Genomic DNA, 14,709 nt, shown 5'->3' on the forward strand with positions numbered 1-14,709 from the left:
CGCCCGGCCTGGCGGGTGCGGGCCCTGCTAGTGCTGGATCAGCGGGCTCAGCTTCGCAGCCCGCGCGGCCGCGCCCTTCATGCCCAGCGACTCCAGCCAGTTGCCGAGCATCTGGTACCCGCCTTCGGTGAGGACCGATTCAGGATGGAACTGCACCCCGCACAACGGTGCAGTCCGGTGCTGCAGCCCCATGACCACGCCGGACGCGGTCTGCGCCGTCACTTCCAAAACATCGGGAATGGACTCCCGGACCGCCGCCAGCGAGTGGTAGCGGGTGGCAGTGACGGGGGAGGGGAGCCCGGCGAACACGCTGGTGCCGATGTGCTCCACCTGGGACGTCTTGCCGTGCATGAGTTCGGGGGCGTGGGTCACCTTGCCGCCGAAGGCCTCTGCCAGGGCCTGATGGCCCAGGCACACGCCGAACATGGGAACGCTGTTCTCACCGCACCACTTGATCAGCTCGATGCAGACGCCCGCCTCCGCAGGATTTCCGGGACCGGGGGAAATGAGGACGCCGTCCCGGGTACTGGCAAGCTCGATGGCCTCGGCCAGGGTGACGTCATCGTTGCGGACCACCGTGGTCTCGGCACCGAGTTCCTGGAGGTAGCCCACCAGGGTGTAGACGAAGCTGTCGTAGTTATCCACTACAAGGATCTTGGTTGTGGTCATGGCTGGTCTGCGGAACCAATCGTTGAGTCGGTGAATTGGGTGAAGTGGGACATCCAGGGGAAAAGGAACTGGACCATCAGGACCAGGGCAACGAAGATCAGCGCCAGCGAGATGATGATCCTGAGCCAGAGCGGCCCGGGAAGGTGGCGGAAAATCCAGGCGTACACGGTCAGCTCCTTCCGGTGGCTGCTGCAACCTGCGCCGCGATCTCGGCCGGCGGCCCTGCCGCTGCCGGCCGCCAACTGTCCAGCAGGGCGTAGGCGATGATGCGTTCTTCCGCGCCGAAACGGGGGTTGCAGCTGGTCATGGTGAGGTAGCTTTCGGTGGGCGCGACGCCCGGCTGGGTGGGGACAGGTTCCAGGACGTCAGTGCGGGAGGGCATCACGATCTGGTTGTTCCGGAAGACGTAGACGTAGTAACCGTCCTTGGTTTGCACGTAGATCTTGTCGCCGGGCACCAGCGTGTGGATGTTGTCCAGCACCGCCCCGTGCGTCTGCCGGTGCCCTGCGACGGCAAAGTTACCCACCGCGCCGGGCATTGCCGTATTGCTGTAGTGCCCCAGGCCGAGCGTGTCCAGGACATCCTGGCTGGTCCCCTGAACGATGGGACGCGTGTAGGTGGGGCCGAACCGGGGGATGTACATGATGCCGATGGTGCCGGCGTGGCCGGGAGCGGTCCCCACCATGGGTTTTCCAAAATCCTCGCCGCCGGCAGGTGGCGCCGCGGGGGCTGAGGCTGCCGGCGCGGGAGCGGCACTGCCCAGGTCCTGGGCGAATTCCTTGATGACCTGGCTCTGCTTGGCATCGGATTCCACGTTGGTCCACCACAGCTGCCACGCCACAAAGAGCAGGAGGATGACGCCGGCAGTAATCAGCAGCTCGCCCAGCACAGAGATGGTGCCACTGAGGAGGGCACGACGGCGCGCGGGCGCAGTGGCGGGCTCCGCCTTCTCCTGCAATACCACGCGTTCCCCTCCGGGCATTCACCCTGGGCACCGGGTGCCCATCAACTGCGGCTAGAATTGGCTGCTAGTAAGAATCCAGATTTGACCAAGATCGCGCAGACCGCTGGCAAGTTCCTTCTTGCAGGATACCAAGCCCGGACCGCCGAGCTTGCCCAGCCCGCCAAGGAGAGCCAGTGCCAGAGTCAAAGCCTCGCAGGAAGACCGCCAGCACCGCCCAGCCGGCATCCCCGCAGGCGTACAAGCCCAACCCCGTGTGGTTCAAGCCGGTCATGTTCGGTCTCATGATCATCGGGCTCTTCTGGATCATCACCTTCTACATCAGCGAGGGACGCTTCCCGGTCCAGGCCTGGCAGTCATGGAACATCGTGGCAGGCTTCGGCATCGCCATCGTCGGGTTCCTGATGACCACCCGCTGGCGCTCCTAGCGCCTGCCGCGGAACTGTTCCAAGGAGGACCACACTGGCTCCCGATTCCAGCGGCGTGATCGTTGGCGAGGATGGCCTGGCCCGTCCTGCCTGGGCCGCCACGGATCCGCTCATGCGCGACTACTACGACCAGGAATGGGGACTGCCCGTCACTGACGAGCAGGGCATGTACGAGCGCATCTGCCTGGAGGGCTTTCAGGCCGGTCTTTCCTGGGCCACCATCCTGCGCAAGCGCCCTGCCTTCCGTGCCGCCTTTGCCGGGTTCGACCCCGAGCAGGTGGCCCTGTTCAGCGGCGCGGACGTGGAACGGCTGATGCAGGATCCGGGAATCATCAGGAACCGGCTCAAAATCCTTGCCGCAGTCAAAAATGCACAGGCCACCCTGGAACTTCGCAACGATGGCGGACTGGTCGACTTTGTTTGGAGCTTCCGCCCGTCAGCCACCCCGGAGCCCGCGGTGGCTGCCGATATCCCCACGCAGTCGCCGGAATCGGTGGCCCTGTCCAAGGCGCTCCGGAAACGCGGCTTCTCCTTCGTAGGCCCCACCACCATGTTCGCCCTGATGGAGGCCGTGGGAATCGTGGACACCCATCTGCTGGACAGCCACCGTCGCGGCTCCTCCGGAATCTGGTCCATGCAGGCCTAAAGACCCTACCGCCGCCCGTTATCCCCAACTGTTGGGAAGGTTATCCACAGTGTGGACAACCTTCCCCTGGTTTCTGCAGAAGGCGCCAGCATGCCCGTGAAGCGCCCCTTCCGCCAAAACGTGCCCGCAAGATGTGGTTATTAACAGTGTGGAATACCTGTGGATAAGTCCAGGAGCCTAAAGGGTGCGCATCCGCGGAGGGCCGGCCATTGAGGCTACGGGCGGTTCCGCCGGACGGGGTGGTGGCTGGTGATGGACACCCTGTTGAACGCGTTCATGGTCACTGCAACCCAGCTCACCGCTGAAAACTCATCAGCCGACAGGCGCTCCCGCGCATACGCCTCTGCATGCTCCCGGGCCTCCTCATCCCCGAGTTCGGTGATGCTTTCCACCAGGGCCAGCGCCGCCCGCTCCTGGTCCGTGAACAGGGCAGTCTCACGCCATGCAGGCAACACCGCCAGCCGCTGCGCGCTTTCTCCCGCCTCGCCGGCCTTCCGCACGTGGAGGTCCAGGCAATAGGCGCAGCCGTTGATCTGGGAGATCCGCACGTTGAGCAGTTCCAGCAGGCCCCTCGCGATCCCAGCGTCTTCTGCGGCTTCCTGCACCTTGAGGCCCAGGCCACTTATCGCCCTCCACAGGTCCGGATGCTGTTTATCCAGGTACAGGTGCTCGGTGGCGGTCACAGATGTCCTTGTCAGTTGAACGGCTTGGCAGGCAACCATCATAGGCAGGCCTCCACGTCCCGGCCCCTGGTGTTATCCACTTACCAACAATGCGATACCCACAAGTTATCCACAGCTGTGGGAAACCGCGTGGAAATCCGCGCCCCTGGCCGGGCCCGCCCCTACTGCCGCGGGACGCAGGGCAATCCGAACCACAGCATTGTGACTTATTAACAGTGTGGATACCGGTGTCGATAACCTGCCGCAAAGGACGGCAGAGCGGTCCTGCGGGCGTTCCATGGACCAGCTTTTCCACAGAAGCGCCCACAAAGTACGGCTTATCCACTTACGCACAGCAATATCCCCACAGGTTATCCACAACTGTGGAGAAGCGCCCGGCAGTTGGATCGATATCAGCTGCCAGGGGCCGGTATGGGCCAAATCAGCATCTGAACTACAGCCATGTAAGTTACCAACACTGTGGAAAAGCACTGTGGAAAACACGAATGCCCCCGTCACCATTGGTGACGGGGGCATTCCGGTTGATTGTGGACCAGCGGCGCCTAAAGCGTCACGCGCACCCAGCTCGCGGCCACAAGCAGCGCAAAAACGGCGGCCAGTCCCAGCGCCTGGAGCAGGCCCTGACGGCGTCCCCGGGGTGTATAGGCAAGGACCGCGGCGCAGAGGCCGCCCGTGATGAGGCCGCCCAGGTGGGCCTGCCAGGCGATGTGCGGAATCAGGAAGCCGATGACGCCGTTGATGGCGATCAGAACCCACAACTGCCGCGTGTCGCCGCCGCGCTGCCGTTGGACCAGCAGCATGGCGCCGAAGAGGCCGAAGATGGCACCGGAGGCGCCCACCAGCCCCACCAGGCCCTGCCCTGGCACCAGCACGGGGTTCATCAGCAGGTAGCCCACTGAACCACCAAAGGCAGAAATGAGGTACAGCGCCAGGAAGCGGACCCGGCCGAGGATGGGCTCCAGGGCCTGGCCGAAAATCCACAGCGTGTACATGTTCAGGAGGATGTGCAGCAGCGAATCCGGGGAATGGAGGAAGGCAGACGTCACCATCCGCCACGGCTCGAACGCGCCGTACTGAGGGGCGGCGAAGATGTTGTTGTAGGCGAACTGTTTGTATACCCAGTCCCCGGGAATCAGCATCTGCAGCGCGTAGACGACAACGCAGGCTGCAATGATGCCGTACGTCACCAAAGGTTTGCCGGTAGCAACAGCACCGCCGTAGACGCTCCGTACTTCCGGCGTCGTACGTTTTGTTTCGTTGACGCAGTCAACGCACTGGAATCCGACGGCGGCCGCCCGCTGGCAGTCCGGGCAGGCGGGGCGCCCGCAGCGCTGGCAGCGCACATAGGACGGCCGGTCCGGGTGCCGGGGGCAAACCGGGACCTGGGCGGACGGCTCAGCCGACGGAATTCCGTAACTCATGGTGGGGCGTTACAGCTGTTCGATGTCGATGCTGTTGATGGTGACGTCCTCGACCGGGCGGTCACCCATGCCGGTGCGGACACCCTCGATGGCGTCTACGACCTTCTTGGATTCCTCGTCAGCCACTTCACCGAAGATGGTGTGCTTGCCCTGGAGCCAGTCCGTGGGAATGGTGGTGATGAAGAACTGTGAACCGTTGGTGCCCTTGCCCATCTGGATGCCGGCGTTGGCCATGGCCAGCTTGTAGGGCTGGTTGAAGCTCAGTTCAGGGTGGATCTCGTCGTCAAAGCGGTAGCCGGGGCCACCGGTTCCACGGCCCAGGGGATCGCCGGCCTGGATCATGAAGTCCTTGATGATGCGGTGGAAGATCGTTCCGTTGTAAAGCGGCGTGCCGGTCTTGTCCTCACCGGTTTCCGGGTGGGTCCACGCCTGCTCGCCAGTGGCAAGGCCAACGAAGTTCTTGACCGTCTTGGGCGCGTGGTTGCCGAAGAGGTTAACCACGATGTCGCCGAGGCTGGTGTGGATGGTTGCTTTTGCAGTTGCGATGGCAGTCATAGGTTGATTCTCCCATGCCGGTCCTGGGCAGCCACGGCGGTTGGGGCAGTTCCGCGCTGGGTGAAATCACCCTAAAATCCGCAGAGTGAATAGCCCGTGGTGATCTGGGCACGTAGGCTAGCGACAGAACCGTCACATTAATCGGGAGGTAGTTGTGAAGAAATCGGATCGTATTGCCCGTGACCTTGAGCAGTCGGTCACCAGTGCGGTGGAAAACGCCAAGGATTGGGCGGCCCCCCGGGTGGAAGCTGCCGTGGATTGGGCTGTTCCCCGGCTGCAGCAGGGCCTGGACAGCGCATCTCCCAAGATCCAGGAAGGACTGAAGACGGCGGCCCACAGCCTGGCCGACGGCGTGGCCACTGTGACTCCGCGGATCCAGGACGGACTGGCCCACCTGGCCCCGAAGATCAATGACGTGGTTGAAGGCGCATCGCCCAGGCTGCACGAAGCCCTGGACAAGGCCACCCCGGTGGTCCTGAATGCCCGTGACCGGGTAGTGGTGGAGTACCTGCCCAAGCTCTCGGACCAGATTGGCGTGGCGTCCGGCGCCGTTCACCGCACCCTGGAAAACACCCCTGCACGGGTTGACGCAGTCGCGCAGAAGCTCGGGGACGTGGGAATCATCCACGCCCTCCAGGAGCAGGCCCAGGCCACCGGCACGCAGCTGAAGGCAGCCGCGGCAGGAGCAAGCCGCGCCGTCGATGTGCAGCTTGCCCAGCCGGAGAAGCCCAAGAAGCGTGGCTGGCTGATCTTCGGCGTGGTGGCCGCTGCCGTTGCCGCGGGCGTTGCCGCATGGAAGGCATCCAAGCCCGTGGAAGACCCGTGGAAGACCCCCTCGCCGGTCACGCCGACTCCTGCGCCGGTTCCGGCCACCACCGTCAGCGATGTCAAGGAAACCACTGCTGACGCCGCTGACAAGGGTGCTTCCGCGGCTGCTTCCGGTGCCGGTGCCGTGGCCGACAAGTCCGCCGACGCAGCGGACGCGGTCAAGGAAAAGTCCGCAGAAGCTGCCGACAAGGCCAAGCACGTTGCCGACGACACCGAAGGCGGCGCCAAGACGGTTGCCGATGAAGACAAGGGCAGCAGCCAGGCCTAGTTCTCACGCTGTTGCAAGGGGCTCCGTTTTGCGACGGGGCCCCTTTTGCATGCCTGGACAGGCCCTGGAAACCGGCTGTCCCAGACTCCCGGACCGCGGTTCATCCGGACCGCGGTGACCGTGGCAGGACGTTTCCCGGATGCTAGATTTGAAGTGATGTCAGCCAATCGATCCTCTGGGGATGCCGTGAACGACGCAGCCGTACAGCTCCGCGTGTCAATCGTCATCCCGGCGTACAACGAGGAGAGCGTGATCAGGCAGTGCCTGATAGCTGCGATTTACCAGTCCGTTCCCGCCCACGAGATCATCGTGGTGGACAACCTTTCGAAGGACCGGACCGCTGACATTGTGCGCCAGATGCAGCTCGAGTATCCGGAAAGCCCCATCATCCTCCTGAGCCAGGACCGGGAACAGGGACTCATCCCCACCAGGAACTTCGGTCTGGACAGTGCCACCGGGGATATCCTGGGGCGGATTGACGCTGACTCCATCGTGGAACCCGACTGGGTTGAACAGGTGCAGAAGGCCTTCGCTGACCAGTCGGTCCAGGCCGCCACCGGCCCTGTGGTCTATTACGACATGCCGATGCGCCGGTTCGGACTCAAGGCGGACGACAAAATGCGCCAGCTCATGCTGAAGCTGGCCAAGCACCAGTACCATTTCCTGTTCGGCTCCAACATGGCCCTGCGGGCCACCGCCTGGGAGACCATCCGTTCCGAGACCTGCCGGGACGAGAAGGACGAGATGCACGAGGACATCGACCTGTCCCTGCACCTGGCCGACCATGAACTGCCGGTGCGCTACTGGCCGCAAATGGTGTCCGGGATGTCTGCGCGCCGCCTGGAGGATTCACCGCGGGACTACCGCTACTACGTCACCCGCTTTGACCGGACCTACAAAGCCCACAACGTCAGGAAGATGGCGCTCAAGGCCCCCATGGTGGTCTTCTTCTCGGTGTACTTTCCGGCCAAGCTCCTCAGGGCCATCCACACGGTCAACACTGCACAGCCGGTCCGCCGCGGCGGACAGTAGCGCTCAGTCAGTTCCCAGCCCGGCCAGGCGGTCCGACGGCGGTTCCTCCGTGGGTGCCGTTCCACGGCTGCCGCGCCTGCCGCTCCCCTGGCCCCTGCTGCTCCTGTGACTTCTGCTGTTCCTTTGACCGAGGACCACGACGGCGAGTCCCGCCAGGATCAGGCCGAGCCCGGCATAGGTGCCTGCGGGCAGGGTCTCATGCAGGAACACGGCTGCCAAAAGCGCTGCCCCCGGGATTTCCAGGAGGATGATCATGGAGACGATGAGCGGGCTCATGGTGGCCAGCAGGTGGTTGAAGGCGGTGTGGCCAACCAATTGTGCGCAGACGGTGATTGCTGCGATGCCCAGCCACCCGGCCGGCTCAAACCCCGTCAGGGGCTGGCCCGCGAACAGGGCAAGGACGGCCACGAGGGCGGCGCACATTCCGTAGCAGAGCGTGGTGTAGGTTCCTGTGGTCATACTTTGCCGCGCCTTGCCACCCGCGAGCGTGTAAAGGCCGGCAAGGGCGCCCCCGGCCATCGCCAGCAGGTCTCCCGTGAGGGCCTGCGGGGAAGAGCCCATATCGAAGCCGGTGATCGCCACAACCCCGCCAAAGGCGATTCCCAGCCCCGCCAGGACCTGCCAGCGATGGCGGATGCCGCGGAAGAGCTGGAAGACGGCAATCCAGGCTGACTGCAGGCAGACCAGCGCGGTGGCAGCTGCAACGGATGTCAGCTGAAGGGATGTGATGAAGCAGGCGAAGTGCAGCGCAAGCGCGATGGCAGCCAGCATCGACCAGCGGAACTCGCGGCGGCTGATCCTGCGGAACTGGCCGGGCTCCCGGACCAGGGTGGGGGAGGCCATGACGGCGGCGCCGATGGCGTTGCGCCAGAAGGCGATGGCAAGGGCGCTGACACTCGTGGCGCCGAGCGTGGCCGCGATCAAGGGCCCGGATGATGCAACGCCCAGGACCCCCAGGGCAGCGAAGAAGAAGTTCAATGCAGCCCCCTTGGTGCTGGTTCCTTGCGCAGATGGAAAGCAAAAAGTCCCGGCCGGCGTTTCCGCTGACCGGGACTTCCCTATGGTGGAGGCACGGGGACTCGAACCCCGAACCCCCTGCTTGCAAAGCAGGTGCGCTACCAATTGCGCCATGCCCCCATAAGAAGCAACCCGTCCATCATACCCTAGAACCAGGAAGCCCTTGACAGGCTCCCGGAGCAGGTGTCCGGCCTAGTCCACCGTATCGGTTGACTTGCTCCAGACTGTCTTCCGGGCTTCGGATTCCTGTGCTTTCCGGTAGACCAGGAAGCCTGCGATTGCCGCTGCCAGTACAAGCAACTTTTTCACATGCTCCCCGTTCCGATCCGGTACCGGATGAATCCGGACCAAACCTCCGTTTGAAACCTGCACAGGTTCCGTGGGCGTACCAGGACTTGAACCTGGGACCTCTTCGTTATCAGCGAAGCGCTCTAACCGCCTGAGCTATACGCCCTCAAACCCTCATCGGGCCGAGACATGACTTTACAGCACACCCCGGCCCGATCTCAAATCGGGCCTTTTCGCCGGTGCGGGCCCGGCGAAAATGGTTCCTAATCGTCGGTGAGGGTCACGCCAATGCCGCCCACCAGGGTGGCAGAGATGTTGTAGAGGACAGCCGAAAGCATGGACAGTGCTGTCAGCAGGACAACGTTAACCACGGCGATGATGGTGGCGAACGAGGCAACCTGGCCCAGCGAAGCCACCTTCTTCAGTTCGAAGCCGCCGCTTTCCGAGCCGGCGAGCGTGCCGAGCAGGCTGTCCACCTGGTCGAAGATCCCGGTGAGGTCCAGGACCGTCCACAGGACAATGGCGGCCACCACAGTCACGATCCCCAGTGCCACGGACAGCAGGAATGCCATCTTCAGGACGGACCACGGGTCCACCTTGCTGATAAGGAGCCGGGCCCGCCGGACCTTTGCCTTCGGCGCCGGCTTCACCAGGCCAGGGGTTCCCTGGCTGGAGGCGCCCTGCGCAGGACGCTGTCCGGGCTGGCCCTGGAAGGGGCGCTGGCCGGGCTGCACGGGGCGGTCGCCCTGCTGCGGCCGCTGGCCAGGGACGGCAGGGCGCTGGCCCGGAGCGCCGGCTGGCGCCGCGGGGCGCTGCTGCGGACGAACGGGGGCGTTCACGCGGGGTGCCGCTGAAGGCCGGTTCCCGTCGGGAACAGTACTGTTCGGCTTGGGAAATGAGTCGGAATTACTCACTCGTTACCTCCGTGTTGTCTTCGTTCGGCTCAGCGTCGCCCGAGGCGTCCTCTGACTCAACGGCCGGTGATTCTTCTGCCATTGCTGGCGCGGCGGATTCCCCAGCGGTCCCGCCATCTTCAGCCAACGTTACGTCATCCCCGGCGGATTCCTCGTCCTCAAGACCGCGTTCGCTGTTACGTGCCACCTCGATAATCCGGTCATTCTTGTCCGGTTTGGCAAAGATGACGCCCATGGTGTCGCGGCCCTTGGCAGGAACCCCGGTAACGGAGGAACGGACAACCTTGCCGCCTTCCATGACCACCAGGACTTCATCTTCTTCCTGGACGATCAGCGCACCTACCAGGTGGCCGCGTTCTTCCTGGTATTTGCCGACCTTGATACCCAGTCCGCCACGGCCCTGCAGGCGGTATTCCTCCACTGCCGTGCGCTTGGCGTACCCGCCTTCGGTCACGATGAACACGAACGAACCGTCGGTGACCACGTCGGCGGCCAGCAGTTCGTCGTCCTCGCGGAACTTCATGCCGGTAACGCCGGATGTGGCACGTCCCATGGGGCGCAGTGCGTCATCGGTGGCGGTGAAGCGGATGGACTGGCCCTTGCGGGAAACCAGGAAGAGGTCGTCGGTTTCCGAGACCAGCTGGGCGGAGACCAGTTCGTCGCCGTCGCGCAGGTTGATCGCGATCACGCCGGCGGAACGGTTGGTGTCGTAATCCTCCAGCCTGGTCTTCTTCACCAGGCCCCTCTTGGTGGCCAGCACCAGGTACGGCGCCTGCTGGTAGTCCTTCAGGTCCAGGACCTGGGCAATATGTTCATCCGGCTGGAACGCCAAGAGGTTGGCCACGTGCTGGCCCTTGGCGTCCCGGCCCGCTTCCATCAGTTCGTACGCCTTGGCACGGTAGACGCGGCCCAGGTTGGTAAAGAACAGCAACCAGTGGTGGGTGGTGGTGACAAAGAAGTGTTCCACCACGTCGTCACCACGAAGCTGGGCACCCTTGATGCCCTTTCCGCCGCGCTGCTGCGACCGGTAGTTGTCGCTGCGGGTGCGCTTGACGTAACCGCCGCGGGTGATGGTGACCACCATCTCCTCTTCGGGGATCAGGTCCTCCATGGACATGTCACCGTCGTAGCCCATGAGGATCTTGGTCCGCCGGTCGTCGCCGTGCTTGTCCACGATTTCGCCCAGCTCGACGCTGATGATCTCGCGCTGTCGCTGCTCGGAACCCAGGATCGCGTTGTACTCCTCGATCAGGGCCTCAAGTTCGGCATGCCGGTCCTGGATCTTCTGGCGTTCCAGTGCGGCCAGGCGGCGCAGCTGCATGTCCAGGATGGCCCGGGCCTGCAGCTCATCGATGTCCAGCAGTTCCATCAGCCCGTCGCGGGCGGCTTCGGTGGTGTTGGAAGCGCGGATGAGGGCGATGACCTCGTCGAGCATATCCAGTGCCTTCAGGAGGGCACGGAGGATATGGGCTTCCTCTTCCGCTTTGCGCAGGCGGTACCGGGTGCGGCGCGCAATCACGTCCATCTGGTGCGTCACCCAGTGGCGGATGAACGCATCGAGGCTCAGCGTCCGCGGCACACCGTCAACGATGGCCAGCATGTTGGCGGAGAAGTTGCTCTGCAGTTCGGTGTGCTTGTAGAGGTTGTTCAGCACCACCTTGGGTACTGCGTCACGCTTCAGCACAATGACCAGGCGCTGGCCGGTGCGTCCGGAGGTCTCATCGCGGAGGTCGGCGATGCCGGAGATTTTGCCGTCCTTGACCAGTTCGGCAATCTTGATGGCCAGGTTGTCCGGGTTGGCCTGGTACGGAAGTTCGGTGACCACCAGGCACGTGCGGCCCTGCAGTTCCTCTACTGCGACCACTGCGCGCATGGTGACCGATCCGCGGCCGGTCCGGTAGGCGTCCTCAATGCCCTTGTGGCCAAGGATAGTGGCTCCGGTGGGGAAATCCGGGCCCTTGACCCGCACCAGCAATTCCTCGAGGAGTTCCTCGCGCGTGGCACCGGGGTTGGCCAGGTACCATTGCACGCCGTCAGCCACTTCGCGGAGGTTGTGCGGCGGAATGTTGGTGGCCATACCAACAGCGATACCGGAGGAACCGTTCACCAGCAGGTTGGGGAACCGTGCCGGCAGGATGGTGGGTTCCTGGTTCTTGCCGTCGTAGTTGTCCTGGAAATCAACGGTTTCCTCGTCGATGTCCCGGACCATTTCCATGGCCAGGGGCGCCATCTTGGTTTCGGTATACCGCGGTGCGGCGGCGCCGTCGTTGCCCGGCGAGCCGAAGTTGCCCTGCCCGAGCGCCAGCGGGTAGCGCATGGTCCAGTCCTGGATGAGGCGTACCAGGGCGTCGTAGATCGCGGTGTCGCCATGGGGGTGGTACTGGCCCATGACCTCGCCGACCACGCGGGCGCACTTGTTGAAGGACCGGTCGGGGCGGTAACCGCCGTCGAACATCGCGTAGAGCACGCGGCGGTGCACCGGCTTGAGGCCGTCGCGAACGTCCGGGAGGGCACGCCCCACGATGACGGCCATGGCGTAGTCCAGGTAGGACCGCTGCATTTCCGTCTGCAGGTCCACCTGTTCCACACGGTCGATCAGCACGTCGCCTTCAAGAACGGTGTCCGGAGTTCCGGCCTCAGGGACGGAATTCTCGGGGGTTTCGTCGCTCATTAGATATTTTCCGTTTCAGGTATATGTCTGGTTCCGAATACTTTGGAGCGGATCCTTAGATGTCCAGGAACCGGACGTCCTTGGCGTTCTGCTGGATGAAGTTGCGGCGGGATTCGACGTCTTCGCCCATGAGGACCGAGAAGATCTGGTCGGCAGCCAGGGCATCGTCCATGGTCACCTGCAGCAGGGTGCGGTGGTCGGGGTCCATGGTGGTGTCCCAGAGCTCGGTGTAGTCCATCTCGCCAAGGCCCTTGTAGCGCTGGATGCCGTTGTCCTTGGGGATGCGGCGGCCGGCGGCCTGGCCGGACACAAGCTTGGCATCGCGTTCGCGGTCGCTGTACACATAATCGTGCGGGGCGTTGGACCACTTGATCCGGTACAGCGGCGGCTGGGCCAGGTATACGTAGCCGTTCTCGATGAGGGGCCGCATGTAACGGAACAGCAGTGTCATCAACAGCGTGGTGATGTGCTGGCCGTCCACGTCGGCATCTGCCATGAGCACGATCTTGTGGTACCGCAGCTTGGCCAGGTCAAAGTCCTCGCCGATGCCGGTACCGAAGGCAGTGATCATGGACTGCACTTCCGCGTTGCCCAGGGCCTTGTCCAGGCGTGCGCGCTCCACGTTCAGGATCTTGCCGCGGAGGGGAAGGATGGCCTGGGTCTCGGGGTTGCGGCCGCGCTTGGCGGAGCCGCCGGCCGAGTCACCCTCCACGATGTAGACCTCGCATTTTTCCGGGTCCTTGGAGGAGCAGTCCGAAAGCTTGCCAGGCATGCCAAAGGATTCCAGCGGGCTCTTGCGCCGGGCGTTGTCGCGGGCCTTCCGTGCCGCCATCCGGGCCTGCGCGGCAGAGATCGCCTTGCGGATCACGTCGCGGGCGGGACCGGGGTTGCGCTCCAGCCAGTCGCCCAGGCCGTCTGTGACCACGCGCTGGACGAAGCCCTTCACCTCGGAGTTGCCCAGCTTGGTCTTGGTCTGGCCCTCGAACTGGGGTTCGGCCAGCTTGACCGAGATGACGGCGGTGAGGCCCTCGCGGATGTCGTCGCCCGTGAGGTTGTCGTCCTTCTCCTTGATAATGCCTTTTTCGCGGGCATACCGGTTGATGAGGGAGGTCATGGCGGCGCGGAAGCCTTCTTCGTGCGTGCCGCCCTCGTGGGTGTTGATGGTGTTGGCGTAGGTGTGGACGCTTTCCGAGTAGGCGCTGGTCCACTGCATTGCCATTTCCAGGGCAATGCGGCGCTCCGTGTCCTCGGTTTCGAAGGCGATGACGTCCTCGTGGACCACCTCCACCTTCTTGCCCGAGTTCAGGTGCCTGACGTAGTCCAGCAGGCCTTCGTTGTACTGGTACACCACGGTGCGGTGTTCGGCGCTGACCTCACCCTCGGTGCTGAGGTCGTCCAGGTCCAGGTCACCGTCGGCGTCGTCGCTGGCTGCAGCACGCTCATCCGTCAGGGTGATGCGCAGTCCCTTGTTCAGGAAGGCCATCTGCTGGAAGCGGGCGCGCAGCGTTTCGAAATCGAATTCGGTGGTTTCGAAAATCGCCGGGTCCGGGTAGAAGGTCTGGGTGGTGCCGGTGGCGTCTGTCTCTTCGCCCTTGACCAGGCTGCCCTGCGGCTTGCCGCCGTCAGCGAAGGACATCCGCCACACGTGCCCCTGGCGGCGCACTTCGGTATCCACGCGGCTGGACAGTGCGTTGACCACCGAGATGCCCACGCCGTGCAGGCCACCGGAAACGGCGTATCCGCCGCCGCCGAACTTGCCGCCCGCGTGCAGGATGGTCATGACCACCTCGACGGTGGGTTTGTGTTCCGTGGGGTGCATATCCACCGGAATGCCACGGCCGTCATCGACCACTTTTACGCCGCCATCGGCCTGCAGGACGATCTCGATATGGCTGCAGTAACCGGCCAGCGCCTCATCCACAGAGTTGTCCACCACTTCGTAGACCAGGTGGTGCAGGCCACGGGGACCGGTGGAGCCGATGTACATGCCCGGACGCTTGCGGACAGCTTCAAGGCCCTCCAGCACGGTGATGTCACTGGCGCCGTATTCCCTTGGGGTGGCTGGCGCGGGTGGAGTATCAGGGGTGCGGCCATCCTCGACTGCTGTATCTGCTGCCAGAATATCTGTATTGTCGTTAGCCACAGGCGCTGCGACTCCTCTGTTCTCGATGATGGCCGGCCGGTGCCTTTTCCCAGGGAAAAGGCACCCGCCAACAGGCACAAACTTATGGCGCCGGTGACCTGCTGACGGTTGGTGGTCCGCTCTCCGCGCGCGGAGAGCGCGCGCAGAACGGACTGAAGTCAACGTTTCATCCGCGCCCAGTTATC

General features: G+C 63.9%; 15 protein-coding genes and 2 tRNA genes. 4 read left to right on the forward strand and 13 right to left on the reverse strand.

All coding sequences use genetic code 11. The annotated features are described in order from the left end of the window. Window positions 1–27: 27 nt before the first annotated feature. From ACWRN3_RS12255 to ACWRN3_RS12265, 3 genes are read right to left on the reverse strand one after another with little or no spacing between them, the layout of a single operon-like run. Window positions 28–669, reverse strand: coding sequence for an aminodeoxychorismate/anthranilate synthase component II (locus ACWRN3_RS12255; protein WP_255173846.1), 642 nt, complete (start codon window positions 667–669; stop codon window positions 28–30). Continuing rightward, window positions 666–836 carry a hypothetical protein gene (locus tag ACWRN3_RS12260; protein ID WP_201302364.1) on the reverse strand — a complete coding sequence of 57 codons (171 nt, stop codon included), beginning with the start codon at window positions 834–836 and terminating at the stop codon, window positions 666–668. Before ACWRN3_RS12260 ends, ACWRN3_RS12255 begins: the two co-directional genes overlap by 4 nt. A gap of 2 nt (window positions 837–838) precedes the next feature. Then, window positions 839–1,633 carry a class E sortase gene (locus tag ACWRN3_RS12265; RefSeq protein ID WP_324643634.1) on the reverse strand — a complete coding sequence of 265 codons (795 nt, stop codon included), beginning with the start codon at window positions 1,631–1,633 and terminating at the stop codon, window positions 839–841. Window positions 1,634–1,806: 173 nt separating this feature from the next. Here ACWRN3_RS12265 and ACWRN3_RS12270 point away from each other — a divergent pair, with 173 nt between their 5' ends. Next, complete coding sequence (locus ACWRN3_RS12270; protein ID WP_141158788.1) at window positions 1,807–2,058, forward strand: cell division protein CrgA; 252 nt, start codon at window positions 1,807–1,809, stop codon at window positions 2,056–2,058. 55 nt (window positions 2,059–2,113) lie between these two features. Then, entirely contained in the window at window positions 2,114–2,704 is a 591-nt protein-coding gene (locus ACWRN3_RS12275; protein WP_420716234.1) for a DNA-3-methyladenine glycosylase I, read from the forward strand. Between the two features lie 215 nt (window positions 2,705–2,919). Here ACWRN3_RS12275 and ACWRN3_RS12280 read toward each other — a convergent pair whose 3' ends face one another. From ACWRN3_RS12280 to ACWRN3_RS12290, 3 genes are all read right to left on the reverse strand, one after another. Beyond that, complete coding sequence (locus ACWRN3_RS12280; RefSeq protein WP_255173845.1) at window positions 2,920–3,387, reverse strand: carboxymuconolactone decarboxylase family protein; 468 nt, start codon at window positions 3,385–3,387, stop codon at window positions 2,920–2,922. Window positions 3,388–3,929: 542 nt separating this feature from the next. Then, window positions 3,930–4,808, reverse strand: a complete 879-nt coding sequence (locus tag ACWRN3_RS12285; RefSeq protein ID WP_255173844.1) for a rhomboid family intramembrane serine protease — start codon at window positions 4,806–4,808, stop codon at window positions 3,930–3,932. A gap of 9 nt (window positions 4,809–4,817) precedes the next feature. Then, window positions 4,818–5,363, reverse strand: a complete 546-nt coding sequence (locus ACWRN3_RS12290; RefSeq protein WP_255173843.1) for a peptidylprolyl isomerase — start codon at window positions 5,361–5,363, stop codon at window positions 4,818–4,820. A 154-nt stretch (window positions 5,364–5,517) separates the two neighbouring features. Here ACWRN3_RS12290 and ACWRN3_RS12295 point away from each other — a divergent pair, with 154 nt between their 5' ends. Beyond that, window positions 5,518–6,459 carry a hypothetical protein gene (locus ACWRN3_RS12295; RefSeq protein ID WP_255173842.1) on the forward strand — a complete coding sequence of 314 codons (942 nt, stop codon included), beginning with the start codon at window positions 5,518–5,520 and terminating at the stop codon, window positions 6,457–6,459. Window positions 6,460–6,615: 156 nt separating this feature from the next. Continuing rightward, window positions 6,616–7,491, forward strand: coding sequence for a glycosyltransferase family 2 protein (locus tag ACWRN3_RS12300; RefSeq protein WP_159629370.1), 876 nt, complete (start codon window positions 6,616–6,618; stop codon window positions 7,489–7,491). A gap of 3 nt (window positions 7,492–7,494) precedes the next feature. Here ACWRN3_RS12300 and ACWRN3_RS12305 read toward each other — a convergent pair whose 3' ends face one another. The 7 genes from ACWRN3_RS12305 to gyrB form a co-directional block, all read right to left on the reverse strand. Then, window positions 7,495–8,469 (reverse strand): DMT family transporter, encoded by a 975-nt coding sequence (locus ACWRN3_RS12305; protein ID WP_476740790.1) that lies wholly within the window; start codon window positions 8,467–8,469, stop codon window positions 7,495–7,497. Between the two features lie 83 nt (window positions 8,470–8,552). Then, window positions 8,553–8,628, reverse strand: a tRNA-Ala gene (locus ACWRN3_RS12310). Between the two features lie 72 nt (window positions 8,629–8,700). Further along, a complete protein-coding gene (locus ACWRN3_RS12315; RefSeq protein WP_210411329.1) occupies window positions 8,701–8,817 on the reverse strand; it encodes a DLW-39 family protein in 117 nt (38 codons plus the stop codon). 71 nt (window positions 8,818–8,888) lie between these two features. After that, a tRNA-Ile gene (locus ACWRN3_RS12320) sits at window positions 8,889–8,962 on the reverse strand. A gap of 97 nt (window positions 8,963–9,059) precedes the next feature. Then, window positions 9,060–9,710, reverse strand: coding sequence for a DUF3566 domain-containing protein (locus ACWRN3_RS12325; protein WP_275181754.1), 651 nt, complete (start codon window positions 9,708–9,710; stop codon window positions 9,060–9,062). Beyond that, window positions 9,703–12,381, reverse strand: coding sequence for a DNA gyrase subunit A (gyrA, locus tag ACWRN3_RS12330; RefSeq protein WP_476740791.1), 2,679 nt, complete (start codon window positions 12,379–12,381; stop codon window positions 9,703–9,705). The genes ACWRN3_RS12325 and gyrA overlap by 8 nt, the downstream gene beginning before the upstream one ends. A 55-nt stretch (window positions 12,382–12,436) precedes the next feature. After that, entirely contained in the window at window positions 12,437–14,524 is a 2,088-nt protein-coding gene (gyrB, locus tag ACWRN3_RS12335; protein ID WP_303694134.1) for a DNA topoisomerase (ATP-hydrolyzing) subunit B, read from the reverse strand. Window positions 14,525–14,709 lie beyond the last annotated feature (185 nt).

The sequence above is a fragment of the Pseudarthrobacter sp. rb genome (assembly GCF_056389225.1).